Source organism: Ideonella margarita, from assembly GCF_038066635.1.
GTDB lineage: Bacteria > Pseudomonadota > Gammaproteobacteria > Burkholderiales > Burkholderiaceae_C > Ideonella > Ideonella margarita.
In genome coordinates, this window is the sequence record NZ_JBBUTI010000006.1 from 147,814 (window position 1) to 172,306 (window position 24,493).

The following is a 24,493-nucleotide window of genomic DNA, read 5'->3' on the forward strand; positions in this document are numbered from 1 at the left end:
CGGGCGCGGCTCAACGGCCGTCCAGCGTCTGGCACTGGCTGGCCAGCAGGCCGGCATAGCGGCCGGCGGCCACCAGCAGCAGGTCGGCAAACTCGCGGGCGGCGCCGTCGCCACCGCGCAGGGTGGTGATGTGGTGAGCCACCGCCTTGACCTCGATGTGGGCGTTGGCCGGGGCGCAGGCAAAACCGGCGCGCTGCAGCAGAGGCAAGTCGGGCCAGTCGTCACCGATCACGGCCACATCGGCCCAGGCCACGCCGAACTGGGCGAGCAGGGGCTCGGCCGCAGCCAGCTTGTCGTGCACACCGTACACCGCATGCTTCAGGCCCAGATCGGCCACACGGCGGCGCACGGCCGGGGAATCTCGGCCCGTGATGATCACCGGCGTGATGCCGGCCTGCGCCAGCAGCTTCAGGCCGTGGCCGTCCAGCGTCGAGAACGACTTGAACACCTCGCCGGTCTCGCCGATGAACAAGCGGCCGTCGGTCAGCACCCCGTCGACGTCGAAGATGGCGAGCTGGATGCCCAGGCCGCTGCCCTGGGCCTTGAGCAGCAACTCGGGCGGGAACTGCAGCGCCGGCGTAAGAGGGATGGCAGCCATGTCAGATCACCTTCGCGCGCAGCAGGTCGTTCGTGTTGAGGGCGCCCACCAGGTGGCCGTTGTCGTCCACCGCCAGCACGCTGGTGATGCTGTGCTGCTCCATCAGGCTGGCAGCGTCCACCGCCAGCGCGGTGGCCCGCACCGTGCGCGGGCCGGGGCGCATCACGCCACGGGCATCCAGCGCCCGCAGGTCGGCGCCGGTTTCAATCAGGCGGCGCAGGTCGCCGTCGGTGAAGATGCCGAGCGGCACCTCGCCTTGCATGACCACCGCGAAGCCCAGGCCCTTGCTGCTCATCACATGCATCATGTCGAGGAAGCCGATGTCGGGGGCGACACGCGGCAGGGCATCGCCGCTGCGCATCAGGTCGCTGACGTGCATCAGCAGCTTGCGGCCAAGCGCGCCGCCCGGATGCGAGCGGGCAAAGTCGTTTTCGCGGAAACCGCGCGCGTCGAGCAGCGCCACCGCCAGGGCATCGCCCATGGCGATCTGCGCGGTGGTGCTGGCCGTGGGCGCCAGGTTCAGCGGGCAGGCTTCCTGTTCCACCGCGGTCGACAAAGTGATGTCGGCATGGCGCGCCAGCGAAGACGCCGGGCGGCCGGTCATGGCCACGAGCGTGATGCCCAGGCGGCGCATCGCCGGCAGGATGGCGTTGAGCTCTTCGCTCTCGCCGCTGTTCGAGATGGCAATCACCACATCACCGGCCTGCACCATGCCCAGGTCGCCATGGGCGGCTTCGGCCGGGTGCACGAAGAACGACGGCGTGCCGGTGGAGGCCAGCGTCGCGGCCATCTTCCGGCCCACATGGCCGCTCTTGCCCATGCCCATCACGATGACGCGGCCCTGGGTGGCGAGGATCGCCTGCATGGCTGCCGTGAAGCTGCCGTCCAGACGTGCCTGCATGGCCTGCAGCGCAGCGGCCTCGATGGCCAGGGTCTGACGGGCCAGGGTGAGGGCGCGCTCGGAATCGAAGGGGGCGGATGCGTTCAAGGTGGAGCTCTGATTCAGAATGGGGGTGATTTTAGTTGTCGGACGCCTTGCCGCGCCCCGTGCTTGCCCTCCACATGGCCACCACCCTCGAACTTGTCCTGTTGTACCTGATCGCTGCAGTGGCTGGTGTGGTGATCTGCCGCAGCCTGAAACTGCCGCCGATGCTGGGCTATCTGGCGGTGGGCGTGCTGATCGGCCCCAATGCGCTGGCCCTGGCGAAAGACTCCGCCGGCGTGAAGTACCTGGCCGAGTTCGGCGTGGTGTTCCTGATGTTCGTGATCGGGCTGGAGTTCAACCTGCCCAAGCTCAAGAGCATGCGCACGCTGGTGTTCGGGCTCGGGCTCTCGCAGGTGCTGCTGACCACGCTCGGTGCGCTGGCAGGCAACGCCTTGCTGATCTGGGCCTTTGCCATGGCCGGACGCGCCTGGGATCTGTCATGGCAAGGCGCGGTGGTGCTGGGCAGCGCGATGGCGATGTCCTCCACGGCGATCGTCGTGAAGCTGATGGCTGAGCGGCTGGAGCTGGAATCCGAGCACGGCAAACGCGTGATGGGCGTGCTGCTGTTCCAGGATCTGGCCGTGGTGCCGCTGCTGGTGCTGATCCCGGCACTGAACTCCAGCGGCGAGGACATGGCCTGGTCGCTCGGCCTGGCGCTGCTGAAGGCCGTGGTGCTGCTGACGCTGCTGCTGGTCGGCGGCCAGCGCGTGATGCGCTGGTGGCTGACGCTGGTCGCCCGCCGCAAGAGCGACGAGCTGTTCATCCTGAACCTGCTGCTGGTCACGCTGGGGCTGTCGTGGCTGACCGAGCACGCCGGCCTGTCACTGGCGCTGGGGGCTTTCGTGGCCGGCATGCTGATCGCTGAAACCGAATACAAGCACCAGGTGGAAACCGACATCCGGCCGTTCCACGACGTGCTGCTGGGCCTGTTCTTCATCACGATCGGCATGAAGCTCGACTGGCGCCCGGTGTGGGAGCAATGGTTCCTGGTGCTGCTGCTCACGCTGGTGCCGGTGGTGGCCAAGACGGCGCTGGTGGCCGGACTGGCGCGCGGCTTCCGGGCGGCCCCCGGCGTGGCCATTCGCACGGGCCTGTACCTGGCCCAGGCGGGCGAGTTCGGCTTCGTGCTGCTCACGCTGGGCGCCGACAACCACCTGCTGGGCGCGCAGTGGGTGAGCCCGGTGCTGGCCTCGATGGTGCTGTCGATGCTGGCCACGCCCTTCATCATCATGCACAGCGACCGCATCGTCATGCGCCTGGCCAGCAGCGACTGGCTGATGCAGTCGGTGCAGTTGACCAGCATCGCCAAGAAGTCGATCCGCAATGAAGCGCACATCATCATCTGCGGCTACGGGCGCAGCGGCCAGAACCTGGCGCAGCTGCTGGAGCAGGAACACATGCCGTACATGGCGCTCGACCTCGACCCCGACCGGGTGCGGCAAGCTGCCGCGGCCGGCCAGAGCGTGGTGTTCGGCGATGCGGCTCGGCTGCAAAGCCTGATGGCGGCGGGCCTGGCCCGGGCCAGCGCGGTGGTCATCTCGTACCACGACACGCCGTCGGCATTGAAGATCCTGCAGCTGGTGCGGCAACACGCGCCGCAGGTGCCGGTGGTGGTGCGCACCATTGACGACACCGATCTGGAACGCCTGCGCGCAGCCGGCGCCACCGAGGTGGTACCCGAGGCCGTGGAAGGCTCGCTGATGCTGGCCAGCCATGCGCTGGCCCTGGTGGGCGTGCCGATGCGCCGGGTGATTCGCCTGACCCGCGATGCGCGTGACGCCCGCTACCGGCTGTTGCGCGGCTACTTCCACGGCGCCGACGACGACACGGTGGAAGAGCTGCAGCAGGCCCGCCTGCGCACCATCAGCCTGCCCCATGCGGCCGCCTGCGTGGGCGCCACCCTGGGCGACCAGCTGCTGGGCAACCTGAACGTCAACGTGGTGTCGATCCGCCGGGCTGACGGGCATGTGGTGAGCCCTGACAACGCCCTGCGCCTGGCCGGCGGTGACGCCCTGGTGCTGGCCGGCCTGCCCGAAGCGCTGGCCCTGGCCGAAAGCCGGCTGCTGACCGGCTAGACCCGGCTGGTAATGCGGGCTTGGGAAAGCCCTCGGTGGCCCGGTCGCGAATTTGGCGAACATGCGGAGTTGGCGCTTATCGCCACCATCCATGCCCCGAAACGACTGGAGACCTCTCGATGCTGAACCGCCGCTTGTTCCTGACTGCCACCGCAGCCGCCGCAGCCACGTCCATGGTGCCGCTGTGGGCCCAGAACGCCACCGGTCTGGGCACGCCCACGCCGCCGGCGCCCGGCTTCAAGCGCATGGCCCTGGGGGACATCGAGATCATCGCCCTGAACGACGGTGTGGCCCGCCGCCCGCTGGGTGAAGAGTTCGTCAAGAACGCTCCGATCGCCGAAGTGCGCGCGATGCTGGCATCGCAAGGCCTGCCCACCGACCACATCGACATCCCGTTCACGCCCTTCCTGGTGGTGGCGGGTGGCCGCAAGATGCTGATGGACACCGGCCTGGGCGAATTCGGCGGCCCGACCACCGGCAAGCTGCTGGACAACCTGCGCGCTGCCGGCCTGCAAGCCAGCGACATCGACACCGTGCTGATCAGCCACTTCCACGGCGACCACATCAGCGGCCTGCGCAACAAGGCGGGTGATCTGGTGTTCCCGAACGCCAAGGTGATGGTGCCGGCGCCTGAATATGCGTTCTGGATGGACGACGCGCGCATGGCCGCAGCGCCTGAAGGCATGAAGGGCGCGTTCATGGGCGCACGCCGCGTTTTCGGGGCGATGCCGGCCGACAAGCTGGTGCGCTTCGAGCCGGGCAGTGAGGTGGCCCCGGGCGTGAGCACGATGGCCGCCTACGGCCACACGCCGGGCCACAGCCTGTTCCAGGTGAGCTCCGGCCAGCGCAAGTTCATCTATGTGGCCGACCTGACCAACGTGCCGGCGCTGTTCGCCCGCAACCCGGACTGGGCCGTGCAGTTCGACATGGATGCCGAGGCCGCCCGCCTGGTGCGCCGCAAGGTGTTCGACATGATGGCCAACGACAAGGTCATCGCTGGCGGCTTCCACTTCCCCTTCCCGGCCATGGGCGGGATCGAGAAGGCGGGCAACGGCTTCGCTTTCAAGCCGGTGTGATGACGGCGGGCCTGCGGGCCCGCTTTTTTGGGTGCCTGACTCAGGCGACCGGCAGGCCGCGCTCGAGGTTGGCGCGCATGCGCTCGGCCATCACGCCGCCTACGGCGCGCAGGAACTCGATGCCCAGCGACGGTTGGCGGGCGCTCAGTTCCTCAAAGCGCGGGCCGGTCAGCAGCCACACGGTGCAGGGCGACATGGCTTCGACCTGCGCCATGCGCGGGGTTTCGCCGAACAGGCTGGGCTCACCGACCACGGAGCCGGGCCGCAGGATGGCCACCGGGCGGCGCACCGGGGCGCTGTCAGGCACATAGACCTGCAGCGTGCCGCTTTCCAGGAAGTACATGCCGCGGTCCATGTCGCGGAAGCGGATCAGCACGTCACCGCTGCGCAGCGTGTGCTGCTGCAGAAAGCCCACGAGCGTGAGCCATTGCTGCTTGTTGAAACGGGCGCGCAAGGCGTCATCCGCGTTCAGAGTCTGCAGCGCTTCGACCAGATTTTCGACCGCCATGCCTGTCCCTTGTGCACACGACTCGTCGCCGTGAAAAAGGTCGGCGATTCTTGGTGTGACTCGGTTGCAATTATTGACAGGCCCGGCCAGACCGTCCAGCCGTCCAAGTGGGTGATGCCTGTCATTCGGCCGCTGACAACGACCGTTCAGCGGGATTTACTTGCCGATACAGAATCGGCCAAAAATCTCGCCCAGCAAGTCATCGGCCGTGAATTGGCCGGTGATGGACTGCAGCGCCTGGTGCGCCAGTCGCAACTCCTCGGCAAACAGGTCGAGCGCGGCGTCTGACTGTGCGGCGTGGGCCGCCGCCCATTCCAGGTGGTCGCGGGTGCGGTTGAGCGCCTGCACATGGCGCGTGCGCGCAATGAACACGCCCTCGGGCGAGGCCTGCCAGCCGGCACGCTCCAGCAGCGCTTGGCGCAAGGCATCGAGGCCTTCACCGGTGCGGGCGCTGAGGCACAGACCCGAGCGCCCTTCGGGCAAGGTGCTGCCTGCGTCAGCCTTGTTGAAGACCTGCAGCAGCCGGGCCGGGTCGGCCGCACGCAAGCGCTCGGCGATCACGGCATCGGCCGCTTGGTAGTCGGCATCATCAAGCCGGGTCAGGTCATGCAGGAAGACGATGGCGTCGGCGCCGTGGATGGACTCCCAGCTGCGGGCCATGCCGATGCGCTCGACCTCGTCGCTGGCCGCGGCGTCGTCGCGCAGGCCGGCGGTGTCGGTGACATGCACCGGCACGCCGGCAATCTGGATGGTTTCGCTCACCCGGTCACGGGTGGTGCCGGCGATCGGGGTGACGATGGCGAGCTCAGCGCCGGCCAGTGCATTGAGCAGCGAACTCTTGCCCACGTTGGGTTGCCCGGCCAGCACCACGCGCAGGCCCTCTCGCAGCAAGGCGCCCTGGCGGGCGCGGGCCAGCACGGCGGCCACGGCCTGCTGGATGGCGCGCAGCTTGCCGCGGGCATCGGCTTTTTCGAGGAAGTCGATCTCCTCTTCGGGGAAATCAAGCGTGGCCTCGACCAGCATGCGCAGGCTCACGATGCGCTCGGCCAGACCGTTGATCTCGGCGGAAAACGCGCCGCCCAGCGAGCGACTGGCCGACCGCGCCGCAGCCTCGGTGCTGGCGTCGATCAGGTCGGCCACCGCCTCGGCCTGGGCCAGATCAAGCTTGTCATTGAGGAACGCGCGCTCGGTGAACTCGCCCGGCTCGGCCAGGCGCAAACCCATCGTCGAGCCCGCCTCCAGGCAGCGCGCCAGCAGCAGCTGCAGCACCACGGGGCCGCCGTGGGCCTGCAGCTCCAGCACGTCTTCGCCGGTGTAGCTGTGCGGGCCGGGGAAATGCAGGGCCAGACCGTGATCGATGGGCTGGCCGTCGCCGTCCTTGAACGGGCCGTAATGGGCGTGCCGCGGCTTGAGCGGCTGACCGACGATGGCGTCGATCAAGGGCTGCAGCCCGCGACCGGAGACACGGACCATGCCAACCGCCCCGCGCCCGGGGGCGGTGGCGATGGCTACGACGGGATCATGATGGCGACCAAGTGACACGCCTGGATTGTCGACGATCCTTCAGCGCCCGGCGGCCACTTGCTGCTGGGCCACGCGACTCATGTGGCTGTAGAGGGCCTGCAGCGGAGCCCGGCTTTCCTTGGCGGCGCGGTCCTCGTAGTAGGCCAGCGACTTGTCGCGGTTGCCCGACCACTGGAACGACACCCACAGCGCGGCCTTGGCATCGTCGGCGCGGCCACTCAGGGCCAGGGCCTCGGCCAGCGGCGTCCAGGTGGAGCTGCGGCGGGGGTCGAGCACCAGAGCGGTCTGCAGCACGTCGATGGCCTCGGCCGCCAATCCAGCCTTGGCCATGGCAAAGCCAAGGTTGCCCGCCACTTCCACGTCGCGCGGGTTCTCCTTCAGCGCCAGCCGCAACTTGGCCACGGCTTCGGCCAGGTCGTCGCGCTTGAGGGCGTCGAGGCCGGCCGTGTTGAGCTGGCGTGACACCGCGCGGTTGCCCATGTCGGGCTTGGGCAGGTTGTCGATCCGGCTGGCGACACGGCGCACGGCATCGATGTCGTCGCGGCGGGCTGCGGCCAGGCTTTGCTGGAAGCAGGCGCCCAGCGCCGCACAGTCAGCTGCCGGTGCGGCAACGGGGGCCATGGTGGGTGCGGTGGCGGGGGCCAGCGCCTGCGCCGGCGCAGCTTCGGGTGCGGGCGGCGGGGCCTCGGCCGGGGCGGCCGGCATGGCGGGCTCGGCGGGGGCTGGTGCGGCCACCGGGGCTTGCGCCACGGCAGGGTTGGACATCGAGCCCCATTGCGTCAGCGCGGTCTGGAGGGCCATGTCCGCCTGCTTGAGGCCGGCCTGGAAGCTGCCCGCATCCAGCGCACGGCCATTCACCTTGAGCAGCCCGACGCCGTAGTCGTAACTCGCACGCAAGCCATCGCCCTGCGCCACGGCGAAGCCCATGGCGATGGCCATGTCGCGCTTGTCCTGGGGCAGCAGCTTGCCGGTCAGATTCAGCTGGCCCGAGGACTTCAGCTGCTCCGCCAGCGAGGGCGTGCCGCCCTTGGCCGGTGCCAGCTCAACCATCATCGAGCCCTGGATGCCGCCGTCAGCGCCCTTGCCGGCGAGCTTCGGAATGCCCATCGAGAAGCCACGGGTCAGCAAGGTGACGGCCGCATCGCGCATCCGCTTGCCCTCGGCGGCGGTCATGCTCTGCAGGCCGCAGGTGGCCTGGAAGACGGTGGTCAGTGTCTCGACGCTGCGGGTGTCCATGCCCTTGGCGGCCAGCTCCATCGTCAAATCCGACAGGTCGACGCCATTGCCTTGCAGGCGCTTGATGGACGGGGTGATTGTCATGTCCAGGCGATCGCCGTTTTCGCTGGCCTCCGACTTGAACGAGACGCCTTCGAGGGAGCCGATGCCGATCGCCACGTTGCCGATGGTCAGGCTGGCGGTGCCGGTGCCCAGGTAGCGGTTCTTCAGGTCCAGGTCGATCGCCATGTCCTTCATCTCGACCGCCTCACCGTTGCCGCGGGTGACCAGCCGGTCCACCTTCCAGCCGAAGGCGAAGGCCTTGTCCTTGACGGTGATGAAGCCCTTGGACGGCGACATCTGCATCGCCTCACCGGCGCGGCTGACCGACAGCTCGGGCAGTGCCATGTCGGTGCGCAGCGCGCCGCCGAGCGTGACCGCGCCCGTGCCCGTGAGCGCGCTGGCACTGCCGAACAAGGCCTTGAGTTCATCAGCCGAGGTGCCCGAAGGCGCAGCCTGCCAGTCGAAGCGGGTCAGCGAGGTGGGCAGCACGAGGTGGGACATGGTGTAGTCCACCTTCATCGTCACCGGCTCATCGGCGCCCGCCTCGGCGGCGCAGCCGGGCTCAAAGCTCAGCTCCAGCTGCCCTTTCGATCCGATCAGGCCGCGTTCATGGCTGAGCCGCGTGATGCGCAGACCACCACCCGGCTGGGTGGGCGCAGCCTGCAATTCCTTGAGCGCGCTTTCGGCACGCTGGCCGACGACGACGGCCGCGCCCAGCCAGCCAGCTGCTGCCAGGCCGACGGCACCTGCCGCGATGAACACTGTCTTGTTGGCCATGATCTGCTCCTCTTCGGGGTGGGGTTGTGGCCCGTGCAGTCGTCACCGGAGCGGATGAATTGAGCAGGTCAGTCGCCCGAACCTCAAGAAATGTAAAAAAAATGACAGTCGCTGCAGCCTGCGCCAGACAAGAAAAAACCCCCGCCGCCGGGCAGGCGTGCGGGGGTTCAGGTCAGCCGAGCTGACGCGGTGTCAGTTCACACCGAGGCGCTTGTTGATGACCCACTGCTGGGCGATCGACAGGATGTTGTTCACCAGCCAGTACAGCACCAGGCCGGACGGGAAGAAGAAGAACATGAAGCTGAAAGCCAGCGGCATGATCCACATCATCTTGGCCTGCATCGGGTCGGTCGGAGCCGGGTTCAGCCAGACCTGGAACAGGCTGGAGGCGGTCATCAGCACCGGCAGGATGAACAGCGGATCCTTGGCCGACAGGTCAGTGATCCAGCCCAGCCACGGCGCGCCGCGCATTTCAACCGTCGACAGCAGCACCCAGTACAGCGCCATGAAGAACGGCATCTGGATGAAGATCGGCAGGCAGCCACCCAGCGGGTTGACCTTCTCCTCGCGGTAGATGCGCATCATTTCCTGCTGCATCTTCTGCGGCTCGTCCTTGTAACGCTCGCGCAGCTCCATCACCTTCGGGTTGATGGCCTTCATCTTGGCCATCGACTTGTAGGCCTTGGCATTCAGCCAGTAGAAGGCGATCTTCAGCAGCACCACCAGGGCGATGATCGACCAGCCCCAGTTGTGCAGCAGGGCGTTGAGCTGGGTCAGCAGCCAGAACAGCGGCTTGGACAGCAGGTGGAACATGCCGTAGTCCTTCACCAGCTCCAGGCCCGGGGCCAGGGCAGCCAGCTTGAACTCTTCCTGCGGGCCGACGTAGAGGCGGGCCTCGTTGGCGACGCTGGCGCCCGGGGCGATGACGCCCAGCGGTTGCACCATGGCCACCGAGAACAGGTTGTCCTTCACCTTGCTGGTGCGGAACTCGCGCGGGCTGCCATCAGCCACCAGCCAGGCGCTGGTGAAGTAATGCTGGACCATCGCGATCCAGCCTTCGTTGGCCGAGGTCTGGTGCGCAGGCTTCTCGCCTTCGGCGCGCTTGGCGATGTCCTTGAACTCGACCTTCTCGAACTTCTTGGCTTCGGTGTAGAGCGCCGGGCCGGTGAAGGTGGAGTAGAACGACGAGCCACCGGGAGGCGCATTGCCGTCGCGCAGCAATTGCAGGTAGAGCTGCGGCTGCACCGGAGCGGCACCCACGTTCTGCACTTCGTGCTTCACACCGATGGTGTAGTCGCCGCGCTTGAGCGTGTAGGTCTTGATCAGCTTGACGCCGCCGACTTCGGGCGACTCGAACTTGACCTCCAGCTGATCAACGCCGTCCTTCAGCACGCGCTCACCCGGCAGGGCCTTGAGCTGGGTGAAGTGCGTCGGCAGCGCTGCGCCGCCGGCCGACGGGATCAGGCCGGTCTGGGCCAGATACACGCGGTCCTTGCTGTCATCGAGCAGCACGACCTGGCGGGTCGGGTCGATGTCGTCCTTGAACTTCAGCAACTCGGCGCGGGCCAGATCACCGCCGCGGGCGTCAAAGCTCAGCTTGTAGACGTCGGTGGTGACGTCGAACTTTTCGCTCGGCGCGGTGGCCGGTGCGGCCGCGATCGCGCCCGCAGGGCCCGCCACGGCGGCAGCCGCCGGTGCAGGCACACCCGCCGGAGCACTGCCCGGGGCCGACGCGCCGGCAACGGCGATCGGCGCACCGAACAGCGTGGGCTGGCCGTTGTGCTTGTTCCACGCGTCCCACAGCAGGACGAGCGACATCGTGAACACCACCCAAAGCAGGGTACGGCGCATATCGGTCATGGCAAAGGCCCGGAAGAAGTCAGGGAAGAAGAATCGGTGGCATCGGCAAACAAGTGCCGAAACAGGCGCGGCCGCTGGGCCGGCACCGGGTCACACCCACCGGCGCACCAGGGGTGGCACCGCAGGATGCGGCCAGCCGCGAGGTAAGTGCCCGCTGCGGCCCCGTGCGCCGCCAGCGCATCAAGCGCGTAGCGGGAGCAGGTGGGCTCGAAGCGGCAATTGCTGCCCAGCCAGGGGCTGAGCAACAGGCGATAGCCATGCACCAACGCGGACAGCCCCCGGCGCGGCCAGAGGCGCAGCGGAGGCAGGGGCGGCAGTGCAGGCATGGCGCGGAACATGAGGATCAGCCGGCCGAACTCAAGCGCCATCAGGTCCGCGAACGCGGACGATAGGGCACGGGAGGCAGCGGCGAACGCGCCGCACGGTCAAACAACACGTCGACTTCCTCGTGTGCCGTGGCACGCAAATGGTCAGAACCCGGGCTGAGAAACTGCTGGCGGTCGAAGGGCGCACGCAGGCGAACCACCCACAAACCTGCGGGAAGTTCAGCAGCGTGACGCGCCATCGCGGCGCGCACCTGACGCTTGATCAGGTTGCGGGTGACTGCTCGCTTCGCATGCCGCTTTGGCACCACCAGACCCAGCCAGTGGCCGGACTCATCCACAATGGTGCATGCTGCACCGGCCTGGTCTGTGGATAACTCTGGTGACAACCCTGGAATAACTGCTTCCGGGGCGGCTTTCGCCAACGCTGCGTTCGGCCGCGAGGGCACGCCAGCAACGTAGTGAACAGCGAAGTGAGCACTTCGCGAGCGCTGAGGCGCCGCGAGCACGCGTTCGAAATCGGCCGGACGCACGATGCGGCCGATCATGGTGCGTCTGGGATCAGACCTGCGACAGCTTCTTGCGGCCCTTGGCGCGGCGCGCAGCGATCACGGCGCGGCCACCACGGGTCTTCATGCGGACGAGGAAGCCGTGCGTACGGGCGCGACGGACCTTGGAAGGCTGATAGGTGCGCTTCATTTTTCTTACCTTGTAGGGGTTGAATGCGGCAGTTAACGGTTGAACCGCCGCCTGGTGCTGAAATGCGCAAGCACGGCCATGCCGCACCCGCCCAATCCGGGAAACCCACGATTAGAGCAAAAAAGACCACAGGCGTCAAACAAAGGTCTTGCAAGGGTGTGGGCAGGTGCCGGGTTTGTCCTTGGATCAAAAACTGTGGATAACCATGGACAGCAGCCCCCCTTCCATGCGTAGAATCCGGCCGCTCGATAAGAACTTGTCCACAATGAGCCCTGACCTGTGGCAGCGCGCCTGCGAACGACTCGCAGCCGAGATGCCTGAACAGCAATTCAACACCTGGATTCGCCCACTGCCGCCTGCCGACATCGCTTCAGATGACGGTGAGCAAGGTGCGGTGGCGTCTCTTCGTGTGCCCAACCGATTCAAGCTCGACTGGATCCGGTCGCAATACAGCACGCGCATCGAGAACGTGCTGACCGAACTTGCCGGCGTGCCGACCCGTCTTGAGCTGACCCTGGCCCCGCGAGAAGCCGGCGCCGTGGCCGCACCGCGCCCGATGCCGGCCCGCCCGAACAGCGCCGCCCGCGTGCTGGCTGGCGCTCTGGCTTCCGTGGCGCCCGCGGCTGCTGCCGCCCAAGCGGCACCGGCGGCCAGCCGCCCGCTGGCTCGCAGTCCGGCTGCCGCCACCGCCGCCGTGCCTGCCACTCCGCCAGCATTGAGCGTCCCTGACGCGACGACCCCCGCGGACACCGCGACGCCCATCCAGGCGCCCTTGTTCGAAGCCGGCTCCGCTGCCGCCAAGGCCGCGGCACTGGCCGCCGCCGTGCAGGCCGCCACGCCGCCAGCCCCTGCCGCACCGCGCATCGTCAAGGCCAGCACGCTGCCAACGCCGCCGGTCATCAACCGCCACCGGCTGAACACGGCCCTGACGTTCGACACCCTGGTGGCCGGCCGCGCCAACCAGATGGCCCGCACGGCCGCCCTGCACGTGGCAGGCGCACCGGGCCAGATGTACAACCCGCTGTTCATCTACGGCGGCGTCGGTCTGGGCAAGACCCACCTGGTGCATGCCGTGGGCAATGCCCTGCTGCACGACAACCCGAACGCCAAGGTGCTGTACCTGCACGCCGAGCAGTTCATCACCGACGTGGTGAAGAACTACCAGCGCAAGACCTTCGATGAACTAAAGGCCAAGTACCACCAGCTCGACCTGCTGCTGATCGACGATGTGCAGTTCTTCGCCGGCAAGGAGCGCACCCAGGAGGAGTTCTTCAACGCCTTCGAAGCGCTGCTCGCCAAGCGGGCCCACATCATCATGACCAGCGACACCTACCCGAAGGGGTTGGTGGACATTGATGAGCGCCTGACCAGCCGCTTCGACTCCGGCCTGACGGTGGCGATCGAGCCGCCGGAGCTGGAAATGCGCGTGGCCATCCTGCTGAGCAAGGCGCGCGCTGAAGGCACGCCGCTGCCCGAGGACGTGGCCTTCTTCGTCGCCAAGAACGTGCGCGCCAATGTGCGTGAGCTCGAAGGTGCGCTGCGCAAGGTGCTGGCCTACGCCAAGTTCAGCCACAAGGAAATCACCATCCATCTGGCCCGCGAGGCCCTGAAAGACCTGCTGTCGATCCAGAACCGGCAGATTTCGGTGGAGAACATCCAGAAGACGGTGGCGGACTTCTACAAGATCAAGATCGCCGACATGTACAGCAAGAAGCGCCCGGCCAGCATTGCCCGCCCGCGCCAGATTGCCATGTACCTGGCGAAAGAGCTGACCCAGAAGAGCCTGCCGGAGATCGGCGAGCTCTTTGGTGGCCGCGACCACACGACCGTGCTGCACGCCGTGCGCAAGATCGGTGGCGAGCGCCAGAAGAACACCGAGTTGAACCAGCAACTGCACGTGCTGGAGCAAACGCTGAAGGGTTGAAGACGGCCCCGGGAAACCGTGCCGCGGAAACCTGTGAAAAACAGGCGAAAATGCCTCGCAGGGCCTTCTGACCGCCCGAACGGCAACGCTGAAAGAGGAAGACATGATTGTTCTGAAAGCCGCACAAAACAACCTGCTGGGCGCCCTTCAAGCGGTGGCCGGCATCGTCGAGCGGCGTCACACCCTGCCCATCCTGGCCAATGTGCTGGTGCGCAAGACGGGCGAGAGCATCGAATTCACGACCAGCGACCTGGAAATCCAGGTGCGCACCACGGCCCAGTTGGGCGGCGACGCCGGCTCTTTCAGCACCACCGTCGGTGCGCGCAAGCTGATCGACATCCTGCGCACCCTGCCGGGTGACCAGGTCGTCAGCCTCACGGCCAATGCCAACAAGCTGACGCTGCAGGGCGGCAAGAGCCGCTTCACGCTGCAGACGCTGCCGTCGGAAGACTTCCCGCTGGTGAACGAGGCCGTTGATTTCGGCCCGGCCTTCAGCGTGCCCCAGAAGACCCTGAAGATGTTGATCGACCAGGTGCACTTCGCCATGGCCGTCCACGACATCCGCTACTACCTGAACGGCATCCTGTTCGTGGCCGAAGGCAAGACGCTGACCCTGGTGGCCACCGACGGCAGCCGCCTGGCGCTGGCGCAAGCCGAGCTGGAAACCGACATTCCGAAGCAGGAAGTCATCCTGCCGCGCAAGACGGTGCTGGAGCTGATGCGCCTGCTGAAGGACGGCAAGGACGCCAAGGACGGCGAAGCCGACCAGATCGAGATGCGCTTTGCCGGCAACCAGGCCAAGTTCAGCTTCAGCGGCATGGAGTTCGTGACCAAGCTGGTCGAGGGCAAGTACCCCGACTACAACCGCGTCATCCCGAAGAACCACAAGAACATCATCACGCTGGGCCGTCAGGCCCTGCTGTCGAGCCTGCAGCGCGCGGCCATCCTGACCAGCGAGAAGTTCAAGGGCGTGCGCCTGAACATCGATCCGGGCGCGCTGCGCATCGCGTCGAGCAACGCCGAGCAGGAAGAAGCCAAGGAAGAGCTGGAAATCGACTACGACGGCCCGAGCATCGAGATCGGCTTCAACGTGACCTACCTGATGGACGCCCTGGCGAACATCGGTGAAGAGATGGTGCGTCTGGAAATGCACGACGGCTCGTCCGCCGCCCTCGTCACGGTGCCGGAACAGGCCGGCTTCAAGTACGTCGTGATGCCGATGCGCATCTGAGGCCAGCACACACCTCGAAGACACACCGGCGGGCTCAGGCCCGCCAAGCCGTTTTTAAAGGGGTCCGCCGGCACCACCGGCTGCGGGCCCAACCAGCAGATCCGAAGCCATGAGCGACCCGAAAAACCTTCCGCAAGACAGCCAGCAGCCTGGTGACGACGGCGTCACCCGCCGTGACATTCCGTCCGCCGAAGGCCAGACGGTGTCCACCGGTTCGGAGGCCTCAGCGGCTTACGGCGAAGGCAGCATCCAGATCCTGGAAGGCCTGGAGGCCGTGCGCAAGCGCCCGGGCATGTACATCGGCGACACGTCCGACGGCACCGGCCTGCACCACCTGGTGTTCGAAGTGGTGGACAACTCCATCGACGAAGCCCTGGCCGGCCATTGCGACGACATCGTCGTCACCATCCACACCGACAACTCCATCAGCGTCACTGACAACGGCCGCGGCATTCCGACCGGCGTGAAGATGGACGACAAGCACGAGCCCAAGCGCAGTGCCGCTGAAATTGCCCTGACCGAGCTGCACGCCGGCGGCAAGTTCAACCAGAACAGCTACAAGGTGTCGGGCGGCCTGCACGGCGTGGGCGTGAGCTGCGTGAACGGCCTCTCCAAGTGGCTGCGCCTGATGGTGCGCCGCGACGGCAAGATCCACCAGATCGACTTCAAGCAGGGCGTGCCGCAAGACCGCCTGATCGAAGTGCGGGACGGCGTGGAAACCAGCCCGATGCGCATCACCGGTGACACCGACAAGCGCGGCACCGAAGTGCACTTCCTGCCGGACACGGAAATCTTCCAGCAGAACAACGAGTTCCACTACGACATCCTGGCCAAGCGCCTGCGTGAACTCTCGTTCCTGAACAACGGCGTGAAGATCCGCCTGGTCGATGAGCGCAACAACAAGGAAGACAACTTCGCCTACGCCGGCGGCGTGAAGGGCTTTGTCGAGTTCGTGAACAAGGGCAAGAAGGTCCTGCACCCGAACATCTTCCACGCGGTGGGCGACAAGACCAGCGACCAGGGCACCAACGTCGGTGTGGAAGTGGCGATGCAGTGGAACGAGTCGTTCAGCGAGAACGTGCTCTGCTTCACCAACAACATTCCGCAGCGTGATGGCGGCACCCACCTGACCGGCCTGCGCGCCGCGATGACCCGCGTCATCAACAAGTACATCGAAGACAACGAGATCGCCAAGAAGGCGAAGGTCGACATCACCGGCGACGACATGCGCGAAGGCCTGGCCTGCGTGGTGAGCGTGAAGGTGCCCGAGCCGAAGTTCTCGAGCCAGACCAAGGACAAGCTGGTGTCGAGCGAAGTGCGCGCGCCGGTGGAAGACATCGTCAGCCGCCTGCTGACCGACTGGCTGCTGGAGAACCCGACCGACGCCAAGACCATCTGCGGCAAGATCGTTGACGCCGCCCGCGCCCGTGACGCCGCCCGCAAGGCCCGCGAAATGACGCGCCGCAAGGGCGTGCTCGACGGCATGGGCCTGCCCGGCAAGCTGGCCGACTGCCAGGAAAAAGACCCGGCAATGTGCGAGATCTACATCGTGGAGGGTGACTCCGCAGGTGGCTCGGCCAAGCAGGGCCGCGACCGGAAGTTCCAGGCCATCCTGCCGCTGCGCGGCAAGATCCTGAACGTGGAAAAGGCGCGCTACGAAAAGCTGCTGTCGTCGAACGAAATCCTGACGCTGATCACGGCGCTCGGCACCGGCATCGGCAAGGGCATGGGGGGCGATGACTTCAACCCCGACAAGCTGCGCTACCACCGCATCATCATCATGACCGACGCCGACGTTGACGGCGCCCACATCCGCACCCTGCTGCTGACGTTCTTCTACCGCCAGATGCCGGACCTGGTCGAGCGCGGCCACATCTACATCGCGCAGCCGCCGCTGTACAAGGTCAAGCAAGGCAAGCACGAGCAGTACCTGAAGGACGGCACCGAGCTGGACGCCTACCTGCTGAAGGTGGCGCTCGACAGCGCCATCATCGAGCCAGGCGCCGGCAAGCCCGCCCTGCAAGGCGATGCACTGAACGAGCTGGCCCGCGCCTACGTGCTGGCCACCAACGTCATCAACCGCCTGAGCAACTGGATGGACGTGGAAGCGCTGCGCGCCATCAGCGACGGCCTGGTGCTGAACCTCGACGACCTGGCGCAAGCTGAAACCAGCGCAGCCGCCCTCAAGGCCATGCTGCATGACGCGGAAGTGGACGCGGTGTTCGACGAGCGCACCGACAAGCACCTGCTGCGCATCAGCCGCCGCCACCACGGCAACATCAAGAGCAGCACCATCAGCCCGGACTTCGTGCACGGTGGTGACTACGAAGCCCTGGCCACGGCCGGCCGCACCTTCAAGGGCCTGCTGACGGCCGACGCCGTCGTCAAGCGCGGCGAAGGAGAGAAGCAGAAAGAAAGCAAGGTCGGCGCCGACTTCCGCGCAGCCATGGCCTGGCTGATGACCCAGGCCGAAAACGCCGTGGGCCGCCAGCGCTACAAGGGCCTGGGCGAAATGAACCCCAGCCAGCTCTGGGAAACGACGATGGACCCGACCGTGCGCCGCCTGCTGCGCGTGCAGATCGAAGACGCCATCGAAGCCGACAAGGTCTTCACGATGCTCATGGGCGATGAGGTGGAGCCGCGTCGCGACTTCATCGAGACCAATGCGCTGAGGGCGGCGAATATTGATGCTTGATGGGTTTGTCGGCGTAGGGCGCCAAAGTAATTGCGACTGGCGCCACTCGTTTGCGACTGGCGGACGCTAGTTGTTGCGACTGGCCTACGAAGGCCTTGCGGAGGCCGGCTCAGCATCTCTTGTCGGATGCCGCTAGCTAGCCCGCGCAGACTAGCCAGACGGGGCTGTAAACGCTACATAGCTCCGCGCCACTGCCAAAGTGATCGTTCCGCCCCACCCGGTCGCCCAGACTGGTGGAGCGGATTGCCTCGGTCTGCACGCGGTGGCGACGGAAGCAGGCAACACCCCTGCCTAAGGCATATTTGGACTTACGACCTAGCGGCTATGTGTTGAGGGTCGCGTCTGATTGATCCAATTTACATCTTCGCTGGTAGTCAACATTGACCCAGCAGATTGCGATTCTTCTAAACGACAATGGATCCAACTCGATGGGTCAAACCGACGCGATCCACGCGGGTCAATCGGTGGAAATCATCAACACCTCAAATGAAATTTGGCACTTTGCGAGCAGGATGGGCACTGGTTGCACTCGCTCTGATCGCACTAGCGGCGTGTGGCGATACCGGGTCGAGCGCACTTGCTGTGAAGGACGCGGTCTATGTGCGCGGCGATCTCGGCGGCGTACCTGTTCGGATTCCGCTTGAATTTGCAGAGTCTGTTGAGTATGACGACGACCCCGGTATTATGGAGCGCACTCCTCCCAAAGCCCCGGTGCGGTCGTCGTCTTCAAAACTGCGCAGCTTCGGCTTCGATTTTCGCTATCCCGACATGTCCGGCCCAGGGACTGAAGAGGCACGCAAGGACAAAGCGTCTAGTTCACCCGGCAATACGCATTGGATTTTCGTCGGGCTAATTGCGGGGCAACTGTATCACGGCGCCGGTGGAATTGAGCGCATTGCAGCAGGGATATTAAGAGAGCCAGACTTCGCCACGAAAGCTCCGTATCGGCTTGTCAGCCAAAAAACTTGCGGACTTGAAAGTTATGTTCCGGACTATGGCCGATTGAATGGAGTGTCTAATCGTGACAATCCCGCCGCCGAGGATATATTCGTAGACCGCGACGCTGCAGGCAACGTAAAAACATTAATTAGGTGTCGCAACAACCTACACCACGCGGTACCTTGCAAGCATCACTTTGATCTAGAGCCCCATATGCATGCTCGGGTATATCTCGTGTATCGTCGCGGCATGCTCTGTGACTGGAAGGGCATTCAGGGCGCCGCGTCTCGAGTAATTTCCAGCTTTCAAGTGGATGGGCAAGCGGCAGGCCAATCCGCCTCGTCCTCATCTTACCCAAACAACCTTCGAGGAAATTGAATATGCCTATGGTCTTGACGTATGCGAAATCGTAGGGCGCCAAAGTAATTGCGACTGGCCTACCGATACGTGCCTGAAGGTCGTGGAGAGCCTTTTGCTCGGGCAGCAGCTCTCGGCGGCCTGGACGAGCAGAACTTCGCCGGCACCAAATTCAGCGCGTTCCGCGTCTTGAAATTGACGGGTCGGACACTTCCAGTCGCCGAGCCTCGGGATGAGTTTGCTCTGGGTGCTTGAAGGTGTTGGCGATCGCCACACATGATGGGCTGTACGGGGCCGTCGCACTCGATCGTCAACAACCGAGAGCCTCCGCCAGTTGCCCAAGCGTGAATGCATCGGACAACAGGCTTACCTCGCGCGCGAGAACTCCCGCTCGGACGTGTTCCACTACATTGAGATGTGCTGGAAGCTCGCGCGGCGTCAATCGACTACACCAGGCCAGTCTGCAGCGCAGTTCAAACAACGCTATTCCCAACAGCTCGCCTGTGTCCAGGAAATCCGAGGCGATTCAATGCGTAGATTGGGGTGGCTCTCTGACTTTGAATCGGAGGAAGCGTGTTCGTCAACGAAATTATCCCTGAGGCCGACAAGCGCCAACACAGCTTTGAGGAAAACTCAGGCTTCTATATCTCCCAACCTTCTCAATGGACTGTTGATAGGTCGAGGGGAATGTTCTTAATTCATCGTTTGTCCTACAGCCCGGGCGGAGCGCAAAACGTAAGGTTTTGGGCTTTTTACTGGGGTGGGAAAGTGTTTGATGTCAAAGTTGAAAACATATCCTCTGAAACTGACGCTGAAGGCGTCCTGCATGCAAAAACCAGGTTGGTATCAATAGATCGACGACCAGCGCTGGAATGGGCGAGCAGTGAAATGCTGAACGATCTGAAGGAGGCACTTTCAGTGTATGGAGTTGCTGGAATATTCCATCCGGTTAAATCCTTTCAACTGCAGCTCTTGATCGAAGACGGCGGCAATACTTCGCACGGCGTTCTACATTGAACAAAAATAGTCAAGCGCCGCGTATTTACCCCATACAAAGATCACAACAACTCTGGCGCACTGATAGGTCAGTCGCAGTAACTGGGCGCGTCGTCACTGCAGCGTGTAGCGCCGGTATCGCTAAGTCATTGATTTACCGTGCGCGCCAAAGTAGTTGCTCTGGCGCCCTACGCGGGTTACCGAGGGCGTCGGAGTAATTGCTCTAGCGCCCTACGGTAGCTCGACCCTTAAGTACGTCACTTCGATGGAAGTGCGTCACCCAGTCAATCAGCCCTGCAACCCAAGCAGCCGCAACGTGCTGGCCATCGCCGCATCAAACGGCCGGGCGTTGCGCGCCACCTTGGCCAGCACGCTTGCGCCCATCCAGAGCTGATACAGGCTTTCCGCCAGTTCGGCAGGTGGGGCGCCCGCGGGCAATGACTGGTCGTCTCGCGCGGCCTGGATGGCCTGCGCCAGCCGGCTGACGATGCCGTCGGTGCCCAGCTTCATGGCGGCGCGCATGGTGTCAGACAGATCCGCCACCTCGGCTCCCAGCTTCACGGCCAGGCATTTGCCTTGGCACTCCTGCAATGACTGGGTGCTGCGCCAGTCGTTGAAGTAGGCCAGCAGCCGCTGTGCGCCAGGGGCGTCGCTGCCACCCAGCGTGTTGTCCATCGCGGCCAGGTACTGCTCGAAGTAAGCCACCAGCATGGCCTCACCGAACGCGTCCTTCGACGCGAAGTAGTGATAGAACGAGCCCTTCGGCACGCTCGCCGTCGTCAGGATCTCGTTGATGCCGACCCCGGAGTAGCCTTTGGTGGCCATGATCCGTTGGCCGACGGCGATGATGTCGCTGCGAACGTCGGTGCTTGCGCTGTTGCTGGTAGCCATGGCGTCATGCTAATCGAGACTAGACCGGTCGTCTTGGAACCGGGCCACGCCGGGCCCGGTTGATCAAGCCGGCCGTCCGCTCAGGCCTTGGCGGCCAGGTGGCTCAGCAGCACCTTGGCGGCTTCTTCCGACGAAGCCGGGTTCTGGCCGGTGATCAGCAGGCCGTCGGCGACGACGTACGAGCCCCAGTCATCGCCCTTGGTGTAAGCGCCGCCATTGGCCACCAGCATGTCTTCAACCAGGAACGGCACGATGTCCGTCAGGCCCACGGCCGCTTCTTCGCTGTTGGTAAAGCCGGTGACTTGCTTGCCCGCCACCAGCGGGCGGCCGTCGGCCGCCTTGACATCGCGCAGCACGCCTGGCGCATGGCACACCAGCGCCACCGGCTTGTCTGCGGCGATGAAGGACTCGATCAGCGCGACGGAGTGCTGATCAGCCACCAGGTCCCACAGCGGGCCATGGCCGCCCGGGTAGAACACCGTATCGAAATCAGCCTGCGAGACGGTGTCGAGGCGAACGGTGCTTGCCAGTTGGGCGGTGGCGTCGGCATCTTGCTCGAACCGGCGGGTCTGCTCGGTCTGGAACATGGGCTCGTTGCTCTTCGGGTCCAGCGGCGGCTGGCCACCCAGCGGCGAGGCCAGCACGATCTCAGCGCCCGCGTCCTTGAACACGTAGTACGGAGCTGCCAGCTCTTCGAGCCAGAAGCCGGTCTTTTGACCGGTGTTGCCGAGTTGGTCGTGGGAAGTCAGAACCATCAAAACTTTCATGATTTTCTCCGTCAGGTGAGCAATTGGATGTGAATTAGACCGGTCGTCTAGTAGCCGAGCCCAAAAAATGCACTTCTTCGGAAGTGCGGCAGGTCGCGCTGCGGTCAGATCGGCTTTGCGGGCTGTCCTTGGCAAGGCATGGTGCAACGATAAACCAAATTAGACCGGTCGTCTAGTGATTTTGAGCGGTTTCTTGAATTGCGCTTGACTGTGGGGTGGACCACACCATCTGTCGCCTTGCGCCTGTAAGCTGCCGCGATGAACCGCTATCTCGCCGCTTACGCCGGCACCGCCACCGTGATGGTGGCCCTCGATCTGCTGTGGCTGGGCGTCATCGCCAAGCCGCTGTACCAGCAAGGCATCGGCCACCTGATGACCGACCAGCCCATCGTGCCGGTGGCCGTGCTCTTCTACATGCTCTACGCGCTGGGGGTGGTGCTGCTGGCAGTCGCGCCCCAACTGGCGCCGGCCGCACCGCGCGGATGGGCCGAAACGCTGGGCATGGCGGCGCTGCTGGGCTTGGTGGCCTACGGCACCTACGACCTGACCAACCTGGCCACCCTCAAGAACTGGCCGCTCGGCTTGACGCTGATCGACATGGCCTGGGGCACGGTGGTGAGCACGGCCTCGGCGGCCGGCGGCAAGGCAGCGCTTGGTTGGGCGACGCGGGCGTAGTTACAGGCCGCCTGACCAGCTGCTTGAACTGCGGGCCTCAGCGCCCTGTGGCCGCCTGCACCTTGGCCGGGTCCACATAGCGCTGGAAATCAGACAACGCGCCTTTGACGGCGTAGTCGGCCATCAACTCCTGCATGGCCATCTGGCCCAGCATGCCGAAGCCGATCTCCAGCGCCTGGTTGCCCTCCGCCTGAACGGCCGCCTTGGTCTGGGCGGTGCAACGCTCCCCCAGCAACTGGCCGAAGATGCCGGCGATGGCCTTGGAGGAAGCCTCCATGTCGGCCGGCTTGACGTTGCCCAGCGCCTTGATTTCCGGGTGCTGCGACATGCCGACGAAGATCCAGCGCGCCAGTTCCTTGCGCTCCTTGCCCGTGGTGCTGTCAGCCAGGCAAGCACCCAGCGCGTCGGCCTTGGGGCCGGCGAATGCGGATGCGGCCAGAACGGTAGAAATCACGGCAGCGGAGAATGACTTGATCAGCGTCGACATGGGCATCGGTGAATGAGTTGAACGCGCTGAGTATCGCGCGCCCGCGCACTCACTCCACCGTCAACACCACCTTGACGCTGCCATCCACGGCGGCTTTCTCGATGTAGCCGATGGCGTCCACGTTGGCCGCAACGTACTTCTTCACGTCTGCGGCGGAGGCCAGTTCCTTCGGGGGTGTGGCCTTGCCGGAAAACGTGAGGCGTGACCATGCGGCCTTGACCTGCGCACTCGTCTTGCCCGCGGCCTTGCTGTAGAACTGCTCGCGCACGGCGCTGCTGTCGGGCAGGTCGGTCAGGGCCACGGCACTGCCGCTGGGCAGCGTCACCGACTTTCCCAGAAACAGGCTGGCGGCCTGGTCTGGCGTGAGGGTGCCGAGCGAGCTCTTCGGATTGACGATCACGGCCACTTCGGCCTGCGCCAGGCTGCACAGGCTCAGGAACACAGCAGCGGCAAACACACGCGGCTTGTTGATGTTGAAACGTTGGGTCATGGGGTACTCCGGGGAAATGGAAAGGCGTGGCGGCACGCTCAGAAAACCAGGTCGTAGGCGCCGGAAATCAGGCGCGTGTTGCCCACGCTGGTCACCGCACTGTTGTCCTTCACCTTGTCGATCTGCAGCTTCAGCGCGCCGCCCTTGTGCAACTCGTAGCGCAGCGCCAGCAACTGGCTCTTGAGCTTCAGCGGGTTGTAGGCGCTGTCGTAGGCGGTTTCGTCGTAGCCGCTCAAGCCGCCTGTCACGGTGAACTGGCCGATGCGGTAGCCCACCGTCAGCAGATGGAAACGCGCCTTGTAGCCCAGCGACTCACGCTTGGCCTGGCCAAGCTCGCTGCGGATGGTCCAGTCGTCCAGATCGGCATTCAAGGCCAGCCCGATGAAGTCCTGCTTCGGGCCGTCGGCCGCCACTTCCACCACCCCGGTGGCGTGGTCGGTCTGCGCGAAGTTGCTGCGGGCATAGCTGAAACGTGCGGTGAACCAGTCTTTCGACACCTCGACCGTGGTGCCGCCAATGCCGCCCCACTTCACGTCTTTCGGCTCTTCATAGAACAGGCGCGAGTACGGGTTCTTGCGGCTCTTCTCGGTGCCGAGCATCACCTCGCTGCGCACCGACCAACCCGCCACCTCCATCGAGTGGCTGAGGCTGGCGCCGTTGTAGTTCACCACGTCCCAGCCATACACGTCAGGGCTGGGGCGCACCGTGTTGGAGGCGTAGCCCACGTCCTGGAAGTCGGAGTAGTAATACAGCGGCAGGCGCTTGCGGCCGAGTTGCAGCGTCACGCTCGGGCTGAGCTGGTAACTCAGGTAGAGCCATTCAAGGTTCAGTGCCTGGTCCTTGGCGGTGCGGGTCGTGACCTGGGTGGTGGCGCTGAGCTGCGGATTGAATTTCACCGTGGCCTGCAGACCGGCCCGCGTCTCGGGGCGCACGCTGGCGTCTTCGTCATACACGCCGGCATGGCCCCAATCGGCGATGTAGCGGGTGCAGTTGCTGCTGAAGGCAGGCGCCAGGGTGCTGCTGGTGCAGCCACCCGAGGTGCGGCCAAGCACCAACGAGGCAAAGCCCGAGGTACTCACCTCCTGTGCCTGCGCAGCAACGGGACACAACAGGCCGGCAGCCATCAGGGCGGCCAGGCCCCGTACCGGGGACAGTGCCGCCATGCCAGCGGTCGTTGATGCGGGAGCCAGGACCATGTCGTTCTCCAGTGACGGGTGGATGCGCAGATGTACGTGCATGAAAAAGACAAACGGGCAGGCACGACAACATCAAAGGTCGATCGATTCTTGAACGCAAGGCGTTGCGGCATCGCCGGATAAGCAGACGGTTTTGCCCTCT

Annotated in this window: 22 protein-coding genes; 8 read left to right on the forward strand and 14 right to left on the reverse strand. The window is 65.1% G+C overall.

All coding sequences use genetic code 11. The features are described from left to right. Positions 1-10 precede the first annotated feature (10 nt). Positions 11-598, reverse strand: coding sequence for a KdsC family phosphatase (locus AACH00_RS10035; RefSeq protein ID WP_341398985.1), 588 nt, complete (start codon positions 596-598; stop codon positions 11-13). Between the two features lies 1 nt (position 599). Next, positions 600-1,586 carry a KpsF/GutQ family sugar-phosphate isomerase gene (locus AACH00_RS10040; protein ID WP_341398986.1) on the reverse strand — a complete coding sequence of 329 codons (987 nt, stop codon included), beginning with the start codon at positions 1,584-1,586 and terminating at the stop codon, positions 600-602. A 74-nt stretch (positions 1,587-1,660) separates the two neighbouring features. Between AACH00_RS10040 and AACH00_RS10045 the strand changes: the two genes are divergently transcribed. Beyond that, entirely contained in the window at positions 1,661-3,658 is a 1,998-nt protein-coding gene (locus AACH00_RS10045; protein WP_341398987.1) for a monovalent cation:proton antiporter-2 (CPA2) family protein, read from the forward strand. 119 nt (positions 3,659-3,777) lie between these two features. Beyond that, entirely contained in the window at positions 3,778-4,734 is a 957-nt protein-coding gene (locus tag AACH00_RS10050; RefSeq protein ID WP_341398988.1) for an MBL fold metallo-hydrolase, read from the forward strand. Positions 4,735-4,774: 40 nt separating this feature from the next. Here the strand turns inward: AACH00_RS10050 and AACH00_RS10055 are convergent, their stop codons facing one another. The 7 genes from AACH00_RS10055 to rpmH form a co-directional block, all read right to left on the reverse strand. Next, positions 4,775-5,242 carry a cyclic nucleotide-binding domain-containing protein gene (locus AACH00_RS10055; protein ID WP_341398989.1) on the reverse strand — a complete coding sequence of 156 codons (468 nt, stop codon included), beginning with the start codon at positions 5,240-5,242 and terminating at the stop codon, positions 4,775-4,777. Positions 5,243-5,398: 156 nt separating this feature from the next. Then, entirely contained in the window at positions 5,399-6,784 is a 1,386-nt protein-coding gene (mnmE, locus tag AACH00_RS10060) for a tRNA uridine-5-carboxymethylaminomethyl(34) synthesis GTPase MnmE (RefSeq protein ID WP_341398990.1), read from the reverse strand. A gap of 21 nt (positions 6,785-6,805) precedes the next feature. Continuing rightward, complete coding sequence (locus tag AACH00_RS10065) at positions 6,806-8,821, reverse strand: DUF945 family protein (RefSeq protein WP_341398991.1); 2,016 nt, start codon at positions 8,819-8,821, stop codon at positions 6,806-6,808. A gap of 192 nt (positions 8,822-9,013) precedes the next feature. Continuing rightward, positions 9,014-10,681 carry a membrane protein insertase YidC gene (gene yidC / locus AACH00_RS10070; RefSeq protein WP_341398992.1) on the reverse strand — a complete coding sequence of 556 codons (1,668 nt, stop codon included), beginning with the start codon at positions 10,679-10,681 and terminating at the stop codon, positions 9,014-9,016. Further along, the gene (yidD, locus tag AACH00_RS10075; RefSeq protein ID WP_341398993.1) at positions 10,678-11,007 is read right to left on the reverse strand and encodes a membrane protein insertion efficiency factor YidD; all 330 of its coding nucleotides are present in this window, start codon (positions 11,005-11,007) and stop codon (positions 10,678-10,680) included. Before yidD ends, yidC begins: the two co-directional genes overlap by 4 nt. 41 nt (positions 11,008-11,048) lie before the next feature. Beyond that, entirely contained in the window at positions 11,049-11,552 is a 504-nt protein-coding gene (gene rnpA, locus AACH00_RS10080) for a ribonuclease P protein component (RefSeq protein WP_341398994.1), read from the reverse strand. Positions 11,553-11,565: 13 nt separating this feature from the next. Continuing rightward, positions 11,566-11,703, reverse strand: a complete 138-nt coding sequence (rpmH, locus tag AACH00_RS10085; protein ID WP_210805824.1) for a 50S ribosomal protein L34 — start codon at positions 11,701-11,703, stop codon at positions 11,566-11,568. Between the two features lie 265 nt (positions 11,704-11,968). On the opposite strand from rpmH, the gene dnaA reads away from it, so the two are divergent. The 5 genes from dnaA (at position 11,969) to AACH00_RS10110 (ending at position 19,866) form a co-directional block, all read left to right on the forward strand. After that, positions 11,969-13,627 (forward strand): chromosomal replication initiator protein DnaA, encoded by a 1,659-nt coding sequence (gene dnaA, locus AACH00_RS10090; RefSeq protein ID WP_341398995.1) that lies wholly within the window; start codon positions 11,969-11,971, stop codon positions 13,625-13,627. A 103-nt stretch (positions 13,628-13,730) separates the two neighbouring features. Then, the gene (gene dnaN / locus AACH00_RS10095; protein WP_341398996.1) at positions 13,731-14,858 is read left to right on the forward strand and encodes a DNA polymerase III subunit beta; all 1,128 of its coding nucleotides are present in this window, start codon (positions 13,731-13,733) and stop codon (positions 14,856-14,858) included. A 109-nt stretch (positions 14,859-14,967) separates the two neighbouring features. Beyond that, on the forward strand, positions 14,968-17,553 hold the full coding sequence (gyrB, locus tag AACH00_RS10100; RefSeq protein WP_423221919.1) for a DNA topoisomerase (ATP-hydrolyzing) subunit B: 2,586 nt from the start codon (positions 14,968-14,970) through the stop codon (positions 17,551-17,553). Positions 17,554-18,039: 486 nt separating this feature from the next. Then, a complete protein-coding gene (locus tag AACH00_RS10105) occupies positions 18,040-18,870 on the forward strand; it encodes a hypothetical protein (RefSeq protein ID WP_341398997.1) in 831 nt (276 codons plus the stop codon). Between the two features lie 552 nt (positions 18,871-19,422). Further along, a complete protein-coding gene (locus AACH00_RS10110; RefSeq protein ID WP_341398998.1) occupies positions 19,423-19,866 on the forward strand; it encodes a hypothetical protein in 444 nt (147 codons plus the stop codon). A 267-nt stretch (positions 19,867-20,133) separates the two neighbouring features. Here AACH00_RS10110 and AACH00_RS10115 read toward each other — a convergent pair whose 3' ends face one another. Together AACH00_RS10115 and AACH00_RS10120 are read right to left on the reverse strand one after the other, a co-directional pair. Beyond that, positions 20,134-20,736, reverse strand: coding sequence for a TetR/AcrR family transcriptional regulator (locus tag AACH00_RS10115; RefSeq protein WP_341398999.1), 603 nt, complete (start codon positions 20,734-20,736; stop codon positions 20,134-20,136). A gap of 80 nt (positions 20,737-20,816) precedes the next feature. Further along, positions 20,817-21,503, reverse strand: coding sequence for a type 1 glutamine amidotransferase domain-containing protein (locus AACH00_RS10120; RefSeq protein ID WP_341399000.1), 687 nt, complete (start codon positions 21,501-21,503; stop codon positions 20,817-20,819). Between the two features lie 258 nt (positions 21,504-21,761). Here AACH00_RS10120 and AACH00_RS10125 point away from each other — a divergent pair, with 258 nt between their 5' ends. Then, on the forward strand, positions 21,762-22,178 hold the full coding sequence (locus AACH00_RS10125; RefSeq protein ID WP_341399001.1) for a DUF2177 family protein: 417 nt from the start codon (positions 21,762-21,764) through the stop codon (positions 22,176-22,178). Between the two features lie 37 nt (positions 22,179-22,215). On the opposite strand, the gene AACH00_RS10130 is transcribed toward AACH00_RS10125, so the two are convergent. The 3 genes from AACH00_RS10130 to AACH00_RS10140 are packed head-to-tail and all read right to left on the reverse strand — an operon-like array spanning position 22,216 to position 24,351. Next, positions 22,216-22,665 (reverse strand): hypothetical protein, encoded by a 450-nt coding sequence (locus AACH00_RS10130; protein ID WP_341399002.1) that lies wholly within the window; start codon positions 22,663-22,665, stop codon positions 22,216-22,218. Between the two features lie 49 nt (positions 22,666-22,714). Further along, the gene (locus AACH00_RS10135; RefSeq protein WP_341399003.1) at positions 22,715-23,155 is read right to left on the reverse strand and encodes a type 2 periplasmic-binding domain-containing protein; all 441 of its coding nucleotides are present in this window, start codon (positions 23,153-23,155) and stop codon (positions 22,715-22,717) included. Positions 23,156-23,193: 38 nt separating this feature from the next. Further along, entirely contained in the window at positions 23,194-24,351 is a 1,158-nt protein-coding gene (locus AACH00_RS10140; RefSeq protein ID WP_341399004.1) for a porin, read from the reverse strand. Between the last annotated feature and the right edge of the window lie 142 nt (positions 24,352-24,493).